The sequence below is a fragment of the Brachybacterium ginsengisoli genome (genome assembly GCF_002407065.1).
Classification (GTDB): domain Bacteria; phylum Actinomycetota; class Actinomycetes; order Actinomycetales; family Dermabacteraceae; genus Brachybacterium; species Brachybacterium ginsengisoli.
Map to the genome: position 1 here is coordinate 383,776 of NZ_CP023564.1, position 16,453 is coordinate 400,228.

The 16,453-nt window shown below is 70.1% G+C and carries 13 protein-coding genes; 10 read left to right on the forward strand and 3 right to left on the reverse strand.

What is annotated here, in order from left to right; translation table 11 throughout:
• Nucleotides 1–14: 14 nt before the first annotated feature.
• Entirely contained in the window at nucleotides 15–863 is an 849-nt protein-coding gene (locus CFK41_RS01700) for a sugar phosphate isomerase/epimerase family protein (protein WP_096798114.1), read from the forward strand.
• Here CFK41_RS01700 and CFK41_RS01705 read toward each other — a convergent pair.
• The 3 genes from CFK41_RS01705 to CFK41_RS01715 are packed head-to-tail and all read right to left on the reverse strand — an operon-like array spanning nucleotide 850 to nucleotide 5,101.
• Nucleotides 850–1,566: a rhamnogalacturonan acetylesterase gene (locus tag CFK41_RS01705; protein ID WP_096798115.1), complete on the reverse strand. Its 717-nt coding sequence runs from the start codon at nucleotides 1,564–1,566 to the stop codon at nucleotides 850–852. The genes CFK41_RS01700 and CFK41_RS01705 overlap by 14 nt on opposite strands.
• The gene (locus CFK41_RS01710) at nucleotides 1,563–3,527 is read right to left on the reverse strand and encodes a DUF6807 family protein (RefSeq protein ID WP_096798116.1); all 1,965 of its coding nucleotides are present in this window, start codon (nucleotides 3,525–3,527) and stop codon (nucleotides 1,563–1,565) included. Before CFK41_RS01710 ends, CFK41_RS01705 begins: the two co-directional genes overlap by 4 nt.
• On the reverse strand, nucleotides 3,527–5,101 hold the full coding sequence (locus CFK41_RS01715; protein ID WP_096798117.1) for a glycoside hydrolase family 43 protein: 1,575 nt from the start codon (nucleotides 5,099–5,101) through the stop codon (nucleotides 3,527–3,529). The genes CFK41_RS01710 and CFK41_RS01715 overlap by 1 nt, the downstream gene beginning before the upstream one ends.
• Nucleotides 5,102–5,420: 319 nt before the next feature.
• Between CFK41_RS01715 and CFK41_RS01720 the strand changes: the two genes are divergently transcribed.
• The 9 genes from CFK41_RS01720 to CFK41_RS01760 all read left to right on the forward strand — a co-directional run bounded on the left by CFK41_RS01720 (nucleotide 5,421) and on the right by CFK41_RS01760 (nucleotide 16,434).
• Nucleotides 5,421–6,419: an ABC transporter permease gene (locus tag CFK41_RS01720; RefSeq protein ID WP_096798118.1), complete on the forward strand. Its 999-nt coding sequence runs from the start codon at nucleotides 5,421–5,423 to the stop codon at nucleotides 6,417–6,419.
• Between the two features lie 27 nt (nucleotides 6,420–6,446).
• The gene (locus CFK41_RS01725; RefSeq protein ID WP_096798119.1) at nucleotides 6,447–7,106 is read left to right on the forward strand and encodes a YesL family protein; all 660 of its coding nucleotides are present in this window, start codon (nucleotides 6,447–6,449) and stop codon (nucleotides 7,104–7,106) included.
• Complete coding sequence (locus CFK41_RS01730) at nucleotides 7,103–8,605, forward strand: extracellular solute-binding protein (protein ID WP_096798120.1); 1,503 nt, start codon at nucleotides 7,103–7,105, stop codon at nucleotides 8,603–8,605. The genes CFK41_RS01725 and CFK41_RS01730 overlap by 4 nt, the downstream gene beginning before the upstream one ends.
• A 61-nt stretch (nucleotides 8,606–8,666) precedes the next feature.
• Complete coding sequence (locus CFK41_RS01735; protein WP_096798121.1) at nucleotides 8,667–10,169, forward strand: extracellular solute-binding protein; 1,503 nt, start codon at nucleotides 8,667–8,669, stop codon at nucleotides 10,167–10,169.
• A complete protein-coding gene (locus CFK41_RS01740) occupies nucleotides 10,166–11,455 on the forward strand; it encodes a glycoside hydrolase family 28 protein (RefSeq protein ID WP_227873166.1) in 1,290 nt (429 codons plus the stop codon). Before CFK41_RS01735 ends, CFK41_RS01740 begins: the two co-directional genes overlap by 4 nt.
• Complete coding sequence (locus tag CFK41_RS01745) at nucleotides 11,452–11,901, forward strand: DUF1772 domain-containing protein (protein WP_096798122.1); 450 nt, start codon at nucleotides 11,452–11,454, stop codon at nucleotides 11,899–11,901. The genes CFK41_RS01740 and CFK41_RS01745 overlap by 4 nt, the downstream gene beginning before the upstream one ends.
• Nucleotides 11,898–12,845, forward strand: a complete 948-nt coding sequence (locus CFK41_RS01750; RefSeq protein ID WP_096798123.1) for a carbohydrate ABC transporter permease — start codon at nucleotides 11,898–11,900, stop codon at nucleotides 12,843–12,845. Before CFK41_RS01745 ends, CFK41_RS01750 begins: the two co-directional genes overlap by 4 nt.
• Nucleotides 12,846–12,883: 38 nt before the next feature.
• Complete coding sequence (locus tag CFK41_RS01755) at nucleotides 12,884–14,917, forward strand: pectinesterase family protein (protein ID WP_096798124.1); 2,034 nt, start codon at nucleotides 12,884–12,886, stop codon at nucleotides 14,915–14,917.
• The gene (locus tag CFK41_RS01760) at nucleotides 14,914–16,434 is read left to right on the forward strand and encodes a pectate lyase family protein (protein WP_151904633.1); all 1,521 of its coding nucleotides are present in this window, start codon (nucleotides 14,914–14,916) and stop codon (nucleotides 16,432–16,434) included. The genes CFK41_RS01755 and CFK41_RS01760 overlap by 4 nt, the downstream gene beginning before the upstream one ends.
• Nucleotides 16,435–16,453 lie beyond the last annotated feature (19 nt).

Consider the following 16,453-nt stretch of genomic DNA (forward strand, 5'->3'; position numbering starts at 1 on the left):
GATAGGCTTTCGGGATGTTCACGAATCTCTCGGCCGGCGCACTCGGCCTCTCCCTCGACCATCCCGCTGCGATCGACAAGGCTGCCGAGCACGGCTACGGCGGCGTCTCTCCCGATCTCGGCCACCTCCGCTCCCTGGACTCCGCCGCCGCGGTCGCCGAGCACGGTGCCGCCGTGCGCGAGTGCGGTCTCGAATGGGGCATGGCGGGGCTGCCGATCGGCCTCGACGCCCCCGCCGAGGAGTTCCGCGCGCAGCTCGTCGAGCTCCCCGGCGCCCTCGCCCTGCTGAACGGCGCCGGCATCGGGCGCGTGGGCACCTGGCTGCGCCCGATGCACGACGAGCTCGACCACCGCCAGAACTGGCGCCTCCACCTGGGCCGACTCGCCCTGGTCGCGGAGATCCTCGCCGACGCGGGGATGCGGCTGGGCCTGGAGTACATCGGCCCCAAGACCTTCTGGTCCACCGAGCGCTTCCCCTTCATCCACTCGCTGCGCGAGACCCGCGAGCTCATCGCGGAGACCGGTGCGAGCAACGTGGGCCTGATCCTGGACAGCTACCACTGGTACACCGCCGGCGAGAGCGCGGCGGACCTCGAGGGCCTCACCGATGCGGACATCGTCTCGGTGGACATCAACGACGCCCGCGCCGATCGCGAGCGCGACGAGCAGCAGGACCTCGACCGCCGCCTGCCCTTCGACACGGGCGTCATCGACCTCGAGGGCTTCCTCGGCGCGGTGCACGCGGCGGGCTACACCGGGCCGGTCCTGGTGGAGCCGTTCATGAAGGAGCTCGCGGACAAGCCGGTCGACGAGGTCCTCACCGACATCGCGGCCCGTCTGGACCGCGCCGTCAGCGCGCGCTGACGGAGGGCTGCGCCCCGCGCGTCGACCGGACGAGCGGGGCCAGCAGCTCGGCCACGATCTCCGCCACGGCGATGGCGCCGTCGACCGAGTAGTGCGTGTTGTCCTCGACCCCGTCCGGGTAGAGGAGGCTGCTCCCGGCGGGCAGCTGGGTGAACAGGCTCCGGGAGGGCTCCTCGCCGAGACCCTCGATGAGGTCTCGGGTGCGCGACTGGAGGTCCAGCAGCGGCACGTCGAAGGTCTCGGCCAGGGCGAACACCGCCGCCGGGTGCTCGCCGTGGGTGCGCAGCAGCCTCCCGTCCGCGTAGTGCCGCCGAGCCACCGGGGTGCACAGCACCGGGTGGGCGCCCCGGTCCCGCACCTCCTGGATCATCCGCGCCAGGTTCTCGGTGTACCCGGACCACGCCGAGAGATGCTCGTGCTTCTGGTCGTTGTGCCCGAACTGGAGCAGCACCAGGTCCCCGGCGGCCACGGCGTCGAGCACCGCCGCCCACAGCCCGTCCTCGCGGTGGGACTGGGTGGTCGCGCCGTTCTTGGCGAGGTCGACGACGTGCAGCGGGGTCGCGTCCCCGCCTGCGCAGCGGGCGGACAGCGCCGCACCGAGATGGGCGCCCCATCCGGACATCGGGTAGGCGGTCGCGACGTACGGGGCGACGGTGGAGTCGCCGGCGAGGATCACGCGCGGGAAGCGCTCCCGCGCGCTCATGCGGGCATCTCGGCGAGGAGGGCGTCCACCTCGTCGGCCTCCACCAGCTGGTCGAGCACGGCGGCGCGCACCCGGACGTCGAGCGACTGCGAGGCGGGGATGTCCCGTGGCTCCGACCAGGCCAGGCTGGTGCCGACGCCGACGTAGTCCATGAGGCGCACGAACCACGGATCGATCCGGCCCTGGGCCTGCTCGTCCTGGACCATCAGCAGGCTCGTCCAGTCCGTGCCGTGGCGGCGGCTGATGACGATGAAGTCGCTGGTGGAGCCATGGGCGACGGACTCGCCCCGGCCCTCCCGCACCAGGATCCGCGTCTCGTCCGCGCTCGGGAGGCGCCAGAAGAGGCCGCCGTACCCGGCGCCGTGACGACCCCGGGTGGCGGGACTGGTGAGGTGGAGGTCCCCGCGGTCCGCTTCGAGGCGGCTCGCCCAGGTCAGCCCCCAGCCGCGATGGTCGGGCAGCAGGAAGGCGCCGATGCGGCGGTGCTCGAGCAGCAGCTCGGTCCCGTCGTGCGTCCGCCAGCGCACCTCGGCATGCAGGTCGCGGCCGTTCTCCGCGAGCTCCTCCGAGAGGGACTCCTGGCGTCCCTGGTTGGACAGCAGCGTGGGCCCCTGCCCCTCGACGTAGGTGCGGCCGCCCCAGTAGGTGGTGCCGTTGACGTCGGAGAGGGCGAGCGAGAGGCCGAAGTGGTGGCGATGGTCCACCGGGTTGGTCACGGTCATCGCGTGCCCGCCGAGCGAGCGGACGGGGTGCAGATGCGGTCGGGGGCTGTGCACCGGGGCCATGGAGGCGCCGCTCGTCGCCACCGTGAGCAGGGTCCCTCCGTGCAGCAGCGTCCAGTCCCGGCCCTCGCGCACCCAGCCCAGGGGCTTGTCCGTGCGGTCGATGCCGGTGGTGGCAGCGGCCGACGGGCCGGAGGGCCGGGAGGGGACGCGGGAGGGCGGGACCCTCCCGGTGCTGTCGCCCACCAGGATCTGCGGCTCGAGGAGGACGTGACCGGGAGCCGTGGAACCGTCCGCCCCGTCGGACCGCGTGCCCTCGATGTGAGGGGCGAGGAGCGCCCAGGCCGCGGCCCCGGCGTCGAGCTCCTCCTGGGCGACGGTGGTCAGGCTCGGCACCGCGTACCGCGTCAGCGCGATGCCGTCGAAGCCCGTCACCGAGAGATCGCCGGGCACGGCGACACCGAGCTCGTTCAGACGCGCGAGCAGGCCGAACGCCGAGAGGTCGTTGAAGGCGAGGGCCGCCGTGGCTCCGGAGTCGAGCACCTGCTCGGCCACCTGGAAGCCGTCGGACATCATGGATCCGCCCTGGATCGTGCGCAGCGACATGGCCGGGTTCGCGTCGGTCAGCGCGTTCAGCGCCCGGAGCCGCTCCCGGTTCGCGGCGCTCCGCGGAGGTCCGGCGACGTACAGCAGGTCGCGATGGCCGAGGTCCTCCAGGTGCTGCACCAGCTGGCGCATGCCGGCGGTGTAGTCGATCCCCACCGAGGCGATGCGCGGGTGCGCCGAGCGTCGGTTCACGAGCACGACGGGGGAGATCTGCTCGACCAGCTCCTCGAGCGTGACGTCGTCCATGCGCGGCGCGACCAGGACGACCGCGTCGCAGCGCCGTCGGGCGTCGCGGGCGGTCGCCGCCTCGCGCTCCGGGGAGGGCGCCTCGGCGACGAGCACGCTGTAGCCGTCGGCCTCCGCGGTCCGGGAGATGCCGCGCAGGATCGCCTGGAACATGGGGTTGCCGAGATCAGGGATGACCAGGGCGATCGTGTAGGTGCGCCCGGTGGAGAGGTAGCGCGCGGTGAGGTTCGGTCGGTACTGCAGCCTGTCGGCGGCCTCCCGCACGCGCGCCCCGATCGAGGGGTCGACGCTGGTGCGACCGTTGAGCACCCGGGACACGGTGGCGCGCGAGACCCCCGCCGCCTCGGCGACCTGGGTGATGGTCGGTCCCCCGCTGCTTCGAGCCATCAGGCCTCCCGCCCTTCTCGTCGTACGGCCACCGGCCCGAACTCGGCCCGGCGCTCGGAGAGATCATGCTCCACCGGCGAGTCGATGGAGGCGAACAGACCGATCTCGGCCCCGATCCAGTGGCCCTCGGTCGCCTGCCAGTCTGACAGCAGCACGGCCTGCTCCTCGTCGCGTCCCACGCCGGGGATCGTCGCGGCGAACGTCACCCGTCCTGCGGCGTCGATCGTGACCTGAAGGCGCACGGCGGCCGCCTCCGACGACCCTCGGGTGAGCAGGCTGTGCACGGCGACCTCCTCATCGGCCCCGTCGGCCGCCATGGTGCCGTGCACCAGCGCGATGCCGTCGGCGTCGCGCCGCAGGCCGGCCCAGGCGTAGGAGTACCCCAGCACGACCGCTCCCGCGCGCTCGGCGCCGGTCCCGGCCTCGGTCGTCGCGGCGGGCAGATGCAGCTCCACCTCCCAGGACGAGGGCCGGCCGGGCATCTGCTGGCAGAGGATCGCGCCCTGGTCCCGCAGATCCCCGCGCGGGCTGGGGGCGAACGCGAGGTCCAGGCGGCCCTCGCCGGTGCGCCACCACCCGGCCTGCGGGTTGGCCTGCCAGTGCCAGCGCGGGTGCAGCTCGGCGGATCCGAAGTCGTCGGAGCGCACGGGCTCGCGGTACGGCTCGCCCGACAGGTCGTCTCCGAGCAGAGGGACGACGACGACCGGCCGACCCCGGACCTCGTCGATGCTCTCGCCCAGGTGCGGCCAGCCGTCGGCGTCGAAGCGCACCGGCTGGGTGTGGGTGACCCGGCCGAACACGCCCCGGTCCTGGAAGTGCACGAACCACCATCCGCCGTTGCCGTCGTCGACGAGGGCGCCCTGGTGGGGGCCGTTCACAGGGGTGGAGTCCTGTTCGAGCACGATCCGGTGCTCGTAGGGTCCGCGCAGGTCACGGGACCGGAAGACCACCTGGTAGCCGTCGGCCACCCCGCCGGCCGGCGCGTAGATCCAGTACCAGCCGTCGTGCCGATAGGCCTTGGGTCCCTCGAGCGTGAGCATGCCGGGGAGGTCCGCTCCGTCGATGATGACCTGCGAGGTGGACAGGGGAGCGGTGAGGTCGGGGGTGACCTCGAGCAGCGAGAGCCGGTTCTTGACCCGGGCCCGGGAGCGGGCCCAGCCGTGGACCAGATAGGTCCGGCCGTCCTCGTCCCACAGCGGGCACGGATCGATCAGGCCGCGGCCTGCCAGCAGCAGCCGCGGCGCGCTCCACGGACCGGAGGGGTGCGGGGCCTCGAGCACGTGGATCCCGTGGTCGGGGTCGGGATAGACGATGTAGAAGGTGTCCTCGTGCTCCCGGAAGGACGGCGCCCAGACGCCGCTTCCCCGCCGCGGGAGCGCGTAGTGCTCCGCGGGCACCAGGGCGGGCAGCGCATTGGTGACGTGCTCCCAGTCCACGAGGTTCGAGGAGCGCAGCACCGGCAGGCCGGGAGCGCGGTTGAAGCTCGAGGCGATCATCCAGAACTCGTCGCCGACGCGGAGCACGTCGGGGTCGGGCCAGTCCGCGTCGAGGACGGGGTTCGAGCGGTGGTGCACGGAGGTCTCCTCCAGGGGACGAGGCAGGATCCGAGAAACGAGAGGAACCGGTTTCTCGGTGGTGCGTCCAGACAGTACCAGGGCGCTGCCGAGCCGGCCTGCAGGAGGTCGGCCCGCCGCCTCCGGCGAGCGAGACCGAATCGTGACAGCCCTGCCACCTGCGCACATGCCAACCATCACACCTGGCAACACCCCTCGACCCCTCGCGGATCCCCCCGAAGTCGTTGACAGGATCGAAATCCTCCCTCCACACTGGGGCCTCACCGGGAACCGGTTTCCCGTAGATCGGTTTCCCCTCGACGCAGAGCAAGGATGGCCAATGGTGGCTGACCCCGTGATCGACACCCGTGTGACCGCGCCCCGGCTCGAGGAGCCTGCGAGGCCCGCGGGGTCCGCGCCCCTCGTCCCGCGGCGTCGGAGCCTCGGCGCACAGCTGTGGAGATACCGGACCCTCTACCTGATGGCGATCCCCGGCATCCTCTACTTCCTGGTCTTCAAGTACGTGCCCATGGGCGGGCTGGTCATCTCGTTCCAGGACTACAAGCCCTTCCTCGGGATCCTGAACAGCCCGTGGGTCGGGTTCGAGCACTTCGTGCGGCTGTTCACCCAGGACACCTTCGTGATGCTGCTGCGCAACACCCTGATCCTCTCGGTGCTGCTCATGGTGATCTCGTTCCCGGTGCCGATCATCCTGGCGCTGCTGCTCAACGAGCTGCGCTCCAAGTGGTTCCAGCGCAGCGTGCAGACGATCATCTACATCCCGCACTTCATGTCCTGGGTGATCGTGGTCTCGATCTTCTACGTGATGCTCACGATCGACGGCGGCGCCATCAACAACGTCATCCAGCAGCTGGGCTTCCAGCCCATCGGGTTCCTCACCGACCCCGAGTGGCTGCGGCCCATGTACGTGTTCCAGCACATCTGGCGCACCGCCGGCTGGGGGACCATCGTGTATCTCGCCGCGCTCACGGCGGTCGACATGAACCTCTACGAGGCGTCGGAGATCGACGGCGCCAACCGCTGGCGGCAGACCTGGCACATCACGCTCCCCGCCATCCGCGCCACGATCATCGTGCTGTTCATCCTCTCGATCGGCGACTTCCTCGAGCTGGGCTTCGAGCACATGTTCCTGCTGCTGAACTCGCTGAACCGCGAGGTCGGAGAAATCTTCGACACCTTCGTGTACACCGCCGGCATCCAGAACGGCCAGCTGAGCTTCGCCACGGCCGTGGGCCTGTTCAAGGGCCTCGTGGGGCTGATCCTCGTGATGGTCGCCAACTCGCTCGCCAAGAAGTTCGGCGAAGAAGGCGTGTACTGAGCGGCCCCGCCGCTCAGGAGGTCGGTCATGCTCTTCTCCTTCGAATCCTTCGCGACGCTGAACCACTGGCTCGCAGCCTTCTGGCGCCTCATCCTCCTGAACCTGCTGTGGGTCGTCGTGACCCTGGCGGGCCTGGTGGTCATGGGCCTCGGCCCGGCGAGCTATGCGCTCGCCGCCTGCCTCGACGGATGGATCCGCCGCGGCGAAGGGCCGCCGACGGCGGCGACCTTCTTCCACCGGGCGCGGGAGCAGGGCTTCCGCCCCGTGCTCATGGGGTGGGTGCTGCTCGGGGCGGGGAGCGTCATCCTGGTGAACCTCCTGAGCCTGACCGACTGGTACCTGCGGGTCGCGAACCTCGTGGCGCTCGCCGCGCTCGTGCTCATCGGCGCCTACGTGTTCTTCGTGATGGCGGCGACGGAGGTGGTCGGCGCGAGGCGACAGATCGTCACCGCGCTGCTGCTGGGCGTCGGCTCGCTGCACTGGAGCGTGCTCGGCGCCACCGGCATCACCCTCGCCTACCTCGCGATGTTCCGCCTCGCGATGCCCCTGCTCCTCCTCCTGGGGGCCGTGCTGCCGGCCCTCCTGGTGGCCCTGATCCTGCGCTCGGCCTGGCGGGATCTCCCCCGAGACCCTGAAGCGGTGCGCACCGACGCGCCCGCACCCCTGACGAAAGGTGTTCCCGCATGATCCAGCGCAGAAGTCTCCTCAAGGCCCTCCCCGTCGCGGCGGCGGGTGGGCTCGCCCTCTCCGCCTGCGGCGGGAACAGCGGCTCCGGCGGGTCCGGCGGCTCCGACGGGTCCCTGACCTGGATGTCGATGCTGCACACGCCCACCACGCCCGACGCCGCCGGTCCGGTGATGACGGGGCTCCAGGAGCATGCGGGCGTCGAGTTCGAGTTCCAGTGGGTGCCGGACGCCTCGAAGGAGGAGAAGATCACCGCCGCGCTCGCCTCGGGCTCGCTCGCCGACATCAACACCCTGAACCAGGGCATGGCCGCGGTCCGCGAACCGCTGGCCTCCGGGCTGTTCTGGGACGTCGAGCCGCTGCTCGCGGACTTCCCGAACCTCTCGGCGATCAATCCCGCCATCATCGACGCGGCACGGCTGGACGGGGCGCTCTACGGCATCCCGTTCCAGAAGCCGATGGCCCGCTACGGCGTGCTGGTGCGTCAGGACTGGCTGGATCGTCTGGGCCTGGAGGTGCCGCACACGACCGCCGAGCTCGAGGAGGTCGCGAAGGCCTTCGCGGAGGGAGACCCCACCGGCACCGGCGCTGCGACGACCGGGTTCATCGACCGCGAGGAGAGCTTCGTCGTGGGCTTCCGCTCCCTGAGCGGGTACTTCGGTGCGGGGGATCGGTTCGAGCTGGACTCCTCGGGGAAGATTGTCCCGGCCGCCACGACCGAGGCCTTCAAGGAGGCGATGGAGTGGTACCGCGGGATCTACGAGGCCGGGGGGATCAACAAGGAGTTCATCACCACCCAGAAGCAGAACCAGCAGCAGGCGATCGCCCAGGACAAGGGCGGTCTGGTGGTGACGGGCCTGTTCGAGGCGAAGAACTACGTGGCGCTGGCGAACGAGATCAACGCGGAGACCGAGGTCCAGTGGACCCTCATCAACGACATCACCCATGAGGACGTGCCGCGCCGGATCCTCTCGGACACCTCCGGCGGCATGGGCGGGCTGATGGCCCTGAACACCCAGACGCTGAAGAGCGAGGAGGACGCCAAGCGCGCCCTCGGGCTCATCGACAAGCTCCTGGACGAGAAGGCCTTCGAGCTCATGACCAACGGCGTCGAGGGAACGCACTTCGAGATCGATGCCGACGGGGCGGTGACCATCACCGATCAGACCCGCTGGGAGCAGGAGGTCCAGCCCTACTCGAGCTCGCGACCCTCTGACCAGGTGGTCCTGTACAAGTCCACCGACGACTACGTCAATCTCGCCAATGAGCTGATGGCGGAGAACGACGAGTTCGCGATCGTGAACCCGGCCCAGTCCCTGTCCTCGCCGACCTACGACTCCCAGTGGACGACGATCGAGACCGCTCTGAACGACGCCTACAACACCTTCATCATGGGCCAGTCCTCGATGGCGGACTACGAGGCGACCATCGAGTCCCTGCGCGGCCAGGGCCTGGACGACATCACCGCCGAGTACACCGAGGCTCACGACGCCGTGAGCTGAGGCCGGCGCCTCCCACCCTCCCCTCCCGGCCGACGACGGCCCCTTCGAAAGGAATCCCAGGATGATTCAGCGCAGAACACTCCTGACCTCCCTGCCCCTCGCCGCGGCCGGCGCCACGGGCCTCGCAGCGTGCGGCTCCTCCGGCACCGGCGGAGGCTCCGGCGGCGCCTCCTCGCCGCTGACCTGGATGTCGGTCCTGCACACCCCCACCACCCCGGCGGCCGGGGGCACGATCGAGAAGGCCCTCGCCGAGAACACCGGCATCGATGTCGAGCTCCAGTGGGTCCCGGCCGAGTCCTGGGGCGAGAAGATCAACGCGGTCCTCGCCTCCGGCGAGGTCGCCGACATCACCACCCATGGCTCCTGGAACACCTCCTCGGTGCGTCAGGCCCTGGGCTCGGGACTGTTCTGGGAGGTCGAGGACCTGCTGGCCGACTATCCGAACCTTGCCGCGATCAACCCCACGACCATCGACGCCGGCCGCATCGACGGCACGCTGTACGGCGTCCCGATGGTCAAGGAGTCGGCCCGCTACGGGGTGCTGGTGCGTCAGGACTGGCTGGATCGTCTGGGTCTGGAGGTGCCGCACACGACTGCAGAGCTCGAGGCGGTCGCGAAGGCCTTCGCCGAGGGTGACCCCACCGGCACCGGTGCCGCGACCACCGGCTTCATCGACCGCGAGGAGAGCTTCGGCGTGGGCTTCCGGTCGCTGACGGGGTACTTCGGTGCGGGGGATCGGTTCGAGCTGGACTCCTCGGGGAAGATCGTCCCGGCCGCCACGACCGAGGCCTTCAAGGAGGCGATGGAGTGGTACCGCGGCATCTATGAGGCCGGGGGGATCAACAAGGAGTTCATCACCACCCAGAAGCAGAACCAGCAGCAGGCGATCGCCCAGGACAAGGGCGGCCTCGTGGTGACGGGTCTGTTCGAGGCGAAGAACTACGTGGCGCTCGCGAACGAGATCAACGCGGAGACGGAGGTGCAGTGGACCCTCATCAACGACATCACCCATGAGGACGTGCCGCGCCGGATCCTCTCGGACACCAACGGCGGCATGGGCGCTCTGTTCGCCTTCTCCACCAAGAGCCTCACGGAGGAGGCCGACGTGCGCCGCGGCCTCGAGCTCATGAACGCGCTGTGCGACGAGCCGAACTACCAGCTCATGTCCAACGGCGTCGAGGGCACCCACTTCGACTTCACCGAGGACGGCGCCCTGGAGATCACCGACCAGGCGCTGTGGGAGCAGGAGGTCCAGCCCTACAACGGCTCCCGCCCCAACTACGTCGTGGAGATCTACAAGTCGACCGACGACTACGTCAACCTCGCCAACCAGATGATGAAGGAGAACGAGGAGTTCGTCGTCACCAACATCGCCCAGCAGCTGACCTCCCCGACCTACGACAGGTCCTGGGCCACGATCGAGCAGGCGCTCAGCGACACCTACTCCAAGGTGATCATGGGCCAGGCCACGATGGCGGACTACGAGGCGACCATCGAGACCGTGCGCGGCCAGGGCATGGACGACATCATCGCGGAGTACACCGAGGCGTACGAGGCCCTGTGAACTCCGTCGTCGACCAGATCCCCGGTCCGTCGGCCGTCCCCGGGACGGTGCACGACGACCTCGCCACCGCGCGCCTCCAGCACGACATCGACGCCGCCGCCGCGCGCGGCGGCGGGCGGGTCGTCGTCGGCCCCGGCGTGCACCGCACCGGGGCGCTGCGCCTGCGCTCCGGCGTCGAGCTCCACCTCGAGGCCGGGTCCCGCCTGCAATTCGTCCCCGATCCTGCTCTCTACCCTCCCGTCGAGGCGCGCTGGGAGGGCGTGGCCGGGACCGTGCACTCGCCGTGCCTCTTCGCCCACGGGGAGTCGGATGTGGCGATCACGGGGCTCGGCACCATCGACGGCGGCGGCGCCTTCTGGTGGGAGCACCGCGAGGAGCGCGAGCTGGCCCGGCCCACCCTCATCGGCCTCCACGAGTGCCGTCGTGTGGTGCTGCGCGACGTGGTGCTGCAGAACTCCCCGGCGTGGACGGTGCATCCCGCGCTGTGCGAGGACGTGAGCATCTCCGGGCTGCGGATCCAGAACCCCGCCGACTCCCCGAACACGGACGGCATCGACCCCGAGTCCTGCCGGAACGTGCGCATCAGCGACTGCCACATCGATGTGGGCGATGACTGCATCGCGCTCAAGGCGGGCACCGAGCGCACACCCGAGCGCGTGGCCTGCGAGAACATCACCATCACGAACTGCACGATGGTGCACGGCCACGGTGGCGTGGTCCTCGGCAGCGAGATGGCCGGCGGGGTGCGCAATGTCGTGATCAGCGCGTGCGTCTTCCGGGGCACCGACCGCGGGATCCGCGTCAAGACCCGCCGCGGGCGCGGCGGACTCATCGAGAACGTGCGCGTGAGCACCGTCGTCATGGAGGACGTTCTGAGCCCGTTCACCGTCAACTCCTTCTACCACTGCGGCCCGGAGGGGAAGCTGCCCCTCATCGGGGACCGCAGCGCGCGGGAGGTCGACGAGGGCACCCCGCAGATCCGTGGCCTCCACCTCGCGCACATCACCGCCACCGGCGTGCGCGCGAGCGCCGCGCACCTCTACGGCCTCCCCGAGGCGCCGCTGCACGATGTCTCCCTGCACGACGTCACGGTGACCTTCGCGGAGGATCCCGTCCCCGGGACCCCTGAGATGGCCGACGGGGTGGGGCCCGTCGCGGGCGAGGGCATGCGGCTCGGCTTCGTGCACGACGCACGGCTGTCCGGGGTGCGCGTCCAGGGTGCTCACGGGGAGGCCCTCCTCCTCGAGCAGTGCGAGCGGATCTCCGTCGAGGAGGCGGGGAGATGAGCGTCATGACCCGGCCCATCGCCCCGACGCGCATGCGACGCACGGCGGAGATGACCCTCCTCGCCGTCGCCGTCGTGCTCTCGATCCTCACCATGGGCGGTTTCACCCTGGTGATGAACCAGATCGACATGGCCACCTTCGAGGAGGTCGTGATGCCCGCGCTGCTGGGCGGCGGAGACCTCGCCGTGGACCAGGCCCACGAGATGGCCCGCACCCTCGCGGCCTGGTTCGGGGCCTCCCTGGTGCTGATGCTGCTGCTGAGCGCGGCGGGCTTCGCGCTCGCCCGCAGCCGTCCCCACCGTCGCACCGCCGGCTGGTGGCTCTTCGCCGCGGGGCTCGTGTGCCTCCTGGGCAGCCAGCTGGTCCTGTTCCCCCTCGCCTTCCTGTACTTCCTGCCCGCAGGGCTGTTCGCCCTGCGTCCCACCCCCGAGCGGAGCCACGGATGACCCTCTCGACCCCGTCCACGACGATCCCTCCCGCGCTCGCGAGCGGGCCCGCCGAGCCCCGGCCCCGCCGCAAGGGGCGCCCCCGCCCCACCGGTCAGAAGGTCTTCGCGGTGTTCAACGGGATCATCCTCACCGGCTTCGCGCTGATGTGCCTGATCCCCTTCATCCACATCATCGGCAGCTCCTTCGCGACCCCCGGGGAGCTCGCCACGCGGAACTTCGTCCTCATCCCGCGGGAGTGGTCCACGGCCGCCTACCAGTACATCCTCTCCACGCCGACGATCTTCCGCGCCATGGGGGTGTCGGTGTTCGTGACGGTGGTGGGCACCTTCGTGAGCCTCGTGCTCACCTCGATGATGGCGTACGCCCTCTCGAAGCCCCAGCTGCCCGGACGTCGCTACATCAACTTCCTGGTCATCTTCACGATGCTCTTCAGCGGGGGCATGATCCCGAGCTTCATCCTGGTCACGAAGCTGGGGCTGGTGGACTCGCTGTGGTCGCTGATCCTCCCGGTCGCGATCAACGCGTTCAACCTCGTCATCATGCGCAACTTCTTCCAGGGCATCCCCGCGAGCCTCGAGGAGGCCGCCCGCATCGACGGATGCTCGGAGCTGGGCGTGTTCGCCCGGGTGGTGCTGCCGCTGTCCCTCGCCTCGATCGCGACCATCGGCCTCTTCTACGCCGTCACCTACTGGAACACCTACATGCACGCGGTGCTCTACATCAACGACTCCTCGAAGTGGCCCATCCAGGTGCTGCTGCGCCAGGTCGTCATCGTCTCCAGCGGCATGAACGCGGATGCCACCGCCGTGGACGTGGTCCCGCCCGCGCAGTCGGTGAAGATGGCCGTGATCGCCGTGGCCACCCTGCCGATGCTCGCGATCTACCCCTTCGTCCAGCGCTTCTTCGTCAAGGGCGCCATGATCGGCTCCGTCAAGGGCTGAGCTCCGCAGCATCCGCACCGAACAGATCGAGGAAGATCATGCCTTTCGTGTCACGCCGCCGGTTCACCGCCACCCTCGGCCTCGCATCCGCCGCGGCCCTCGTCTCCACCGGTCCCGCCGCGGCGGCTCCTCCGGAGGACGCAGGAGGAGGCGAGCTCCTGCGCAGGATGCACGTCCCCTCCGGCCGAACCACGGCCGACGGCCCCATCTGGTCGCCGACCCCGACGGGGTTCGCCGGAGTGCGGACCGAGCAAGCTCCTCACGGAGCCATCGGCGGCCAGGGCGGCACGATCGTCGTCGTCCACGACGGGGAGGCTCTCGCCGACGCCGTGCTCCAGGAGGGGCCGACGGTGGTCCTCGTCGAGGGGTCGATCGTCGTCGAACCCTTCGGCACGAACCTGAAGGTCTCGAGCGATACCAGCATCCTCGGGGCGGGCCGCGGGGCGGAGATCGTCGGCGGCGGATTCCATCTCGACCGCGTCGCGAACGTGGTGATCCGCAACCTCACCTTCCGCGACTCGTACGTCCCGGGGGACTGGGACGGCAAGAGCGAGGACAACGACAACGACGGCGTCCGCGTCGACACCTCGCACCACGTGTGGATCGATCACTGCGAGTTCGCCCGGCTGGGCGACGGGCTCGTGGACGTTCGGAAGAACGCCACCGACGTCACGCTCTCCTGGTGCATCTTCCGCGACCACAACAAGACGGTCGGCGTCGGATGGACCGAGGACGTCCTCACCCGGATCACCCTGCACCACAACTGGTCCTCGAACACGTACCAGCGAAACGCCAGTATCGACAACGTCGCCGCAGGTCACCTGTACAGCTGCGTCTTCCAGGGGCAGGGACAGTACGGGACGATGTCGCGAGGGGCCTCGCAGCTGGTCGTCGAGGCGTGCCTCTACGAGAACGGCGAGGACGCGCTCGTCGCCAAGGACCCCGCCTCGAGGATCGACTCGCGCGGGAACCGCTTCACCGGGATCCGCGGGCGGAAGGACCACACCGGCCCCACCTTCGAACCCTCCGAGCACTACGACTACACGGCGGAGCCGATCGACGACGTCGCGCGGATCGTCACGGGGAACGCCGGGCCTCACGCCCGGACCGAGCAGGTGGGCCGACGGATCCGGGTCGCGCTCGACGGATCCGGGGACGTGGCGAGCATCGGCGCGGCCGTCGGCGCCGCGTGGCGCTCGCCGCATCCGGTGGAGATCGTCGTGGCCCCGGGCATCTACCGCGAGATCGTCCGTATCCAGCCCGGCATGCCGGCGGGGCTCGTCCTGCGCGGGGAGACCGGTGCGGCCACTGATGTGGTCCTGACCTACGACCTCGCCGCCGGGACGGAGAAGTTCTACGGCGGAGTGTTCGGCGGCACGGGCGCGGCGACCCTCGCCGTCCTCGCCGACGACGTCACCCTCCGGGATCTGACGATCGAGAACGCCTACGACGAGGAGGCGCATGGCGGCAGCCAGGCCCAGGCGCTGCGCACCGTGGGGGACAGGATCGTGCTGGACGGGGTCCGCCTGATCGGCAACCAGGACACCTTCCTGGCCGAGTCCCCCGGCAAGGGCGTCGTCTCCCGCGTGTACGTGAGCGACTCCTTCCTGGAGGGCGATGTCGACTTCATCTACGGCAGGGCGACCCTCGTGCTCGAGAACTGCGAGATCCGATCCTTCGACCGGGGGAGCCCGGACAACAACGGGTACGTCTGCGCTCCGAGCACCGACTCGGGGGTCCGGGGGTTCCTGTTCACCGGGTGCACCTTCACCTCGGACGCCGCCGAGGGATCGGTGTTCCTGGGGCGCCCGTGGCATCCCAGCAGCAACCCGGACGTCGCCCCGTCGGCGGTCATCAGGCACTCCCACCTCGGTTCGCACATCCGGACCCCCGGCTGGTCGGACATGGGCGGATGGCCCTGGCAGGAGGACTTCCTGCGCGAGCACGCCAACGAGGGCCCGGGTGCCGCCGTCGGCGACGAAGGCCGCCCCCAGCTCACCGCGGACGAGGCAGCCGAGCACACCCGCGAGAACTACCTCAGCGGTGACGACGAGTGGACGCCCTGGTCATGAACATCCCTCCCCGCCCGCCGGAGTCCATCTCCCGCCGTCACCTTGCTCGGATCGGCACGGCCGCGATCGGCTCCGTCGCCGCAGTCGGGGCCGCCCCGCCTCTCGCCACGGCGCGGCCGGCCGCCGGGCCCGAGCACTCCGACGCCGGAGCGATCGACCTCCTGCGGCGCATGCGTGTGCCCCCGGGGCCGACGTCGGCAGGAGGGCCCGTCTGGTCCGCCCTCGCGACCGGATTCGCAGGAGTCCGCACCGAGGACCTCCCGCTGGGAGCGGTCGGCGGGCTCGGCGGGACTGTGGTCGAGGTGAGGGACGCCGAGGAGCTCTCCGCGGCGCTGGCCCTCGACGGCCCGACGGTCGTGCTCGTCCACGGCACGATCGTCCTGCCCTTCGGGTCGATGCTGGAAGTCGGGTCGAGGACCAGCGTCCTCGGCGTCGGTCGGGGTGCTGAGATCGTCGGCGGGGGCCTGCGCCTCCTCCAGGTGAGCGACGTCGTGCTCCGCAACATCACGTTCCGGGACTCGTTCATCGGAGGGGACTGGGACGGCAAGTCCGAGGAGAACGACAACGACGGCATCCGCGTGGACACCTCGGACCACGTCTGGATCGACCACTGCGAGTTCGTCCGCCTCGGCGACGGCCAGGTCGACATCCGCAAGGACTCCACCCACGTGACGGTCTCCTGGAGCATCCTGCGGGATCACAACAAGACCCTCGGAGTCGGCTGGACCGACAACGTCCTCACCACGCTGACCCTGCACCACCTCTGGTTCTCCAACACCCACCAGCGCAACGGCAGCATCGACAACACCGCCCTGTGCCACGTCTACAACTGCCTGCTCGACGGATCGAGCTCCTACGGCATGGCCTCCCGAGGGGCCGCACAGCTGCTCGTCGAGCACAGCGTCTTCGCGTCGGTGCGCAATCCCATCGGGGTCAGTGATCCCGAGTCGCGGGTCGCGCAGAACGGCAATCTGCGCGACGGGACGTGGGGGTCGTGGGAGGACACGGGGGTCGACGTCGATCCGGCGGATCACTACTCCTACGATCTCGACCCGGTCGAGGACGTCCGCTCCCTGCTGGCCCGCCATGCGGGCCCGCACGCCCGAGGCGAGTGGACGGCCCGACAGATCCACGTCTCGCAGGACGGCAGCGGGGATGTCCGCTCGGTCCACGCCGCCGTCGGAGCCGCGTCCCGCTCCCCGCATCCGGTCGAGGTCATCGTCCATCCCGGTGTGTACCGGGAGGTCGTGACCATCTGGCCACGCCTCGAGGGGCTCGTGATCCGGGGTGCGAGCGGGGATCCCGCCGATGTGGTGCTCAGCTACGACAAGCCCGCACAGGACTGGGCCACGGTCACGGTCCTCACCTCCGGTGTGACGCTCAGCGCGCTGACTCTGGAAGCCGCCCTGGAGGATGGTCGTCCGGCCTACCCGTTGCGCTCGATCGACGACTCCCTCGTCCTCTCGGACGTGGTGCTCCTCGGCGGCCCTCACGGGATCTCCGATCCGCGCTCCTGACCCCCCTCATAGATCAAGG

Coding starts and splice junctions, on each gene's coding strand:
- CFK41_RS01745 (WP_096798122.1), top strand. CDS start 11,452: ATGAGCGTCATGACCCGGCCCATCGCCCCGACGCGCATGCGACGCACG.
- CFK41_RS01730 (WP_096798120.1), top strand. CDS start 7,103: ATGATCCAGCGCAGAAGTCTCCTCAAGGCCCTCCCCGTCGCGGCGGCG.
- CFK41_RS01705 (WP_096798115.1), bottom strand. CDS start 1,566: ATGAGCGCGCGGGAGCGCTTCCCGCGCGTGATCCTCGCCGGCGACTCC.
- CFK41_RS01725 (WP_096798119.1), top strand. CDS start 6,447: ATGCTCTTCTCCTTCGAATCCTTCGCGACGCTGAACCACTGGCTCGCA.
- CFK41_RS01735 (WP_096798121.1), top strand. CDS start 8,667: ATGATTCAGCGCAGAACACTCCTGACCTCCCTGCCCCTCGCCGCGGCC.
- CFK41_RS01700 (WP_096798114.1), top strand. CDS start 15: ATGTTCACGAATCTCTCGGCCGGCGCACTCGGCCTCTCCCTCGACCAT.
- CFK41_RS01750 (WP_096798123.1), top strand. CDS start 11,898: ATGACCCTCTCGACCCCGTCCACGACGATCCCTCCCGCGCTCGCGAGC.
- CFK41_RS01720 (WP_096798118.1), top strand. CDS start 5,421: ATGGTGGCTGACCCCGTGATCGACACCCGTGTGACCGCGCCCCGGCTC.
- CFK41_RS01760 (WP_151904633.1), top strand. CDS start 14,914: ATGAACATCCCTCCCCGCCCGCCGGAGTCCATCTCCCGCCGTCACCTT.
- CFK41_RS01755 (WP_096798124.1), top strand. CDS start 12,884: ATGCCTTTCGTGTCACGCCGCCGGTTCACCGCCACCCTCGGCCTCGCA.
- CFK41_RS01710 (WP_096798116.1), bottom strand. CDS start 3,527: ATGGCTCGAAGCAGCGGGGGACCGACCATCACCCAGGTCGCCGAGGCG.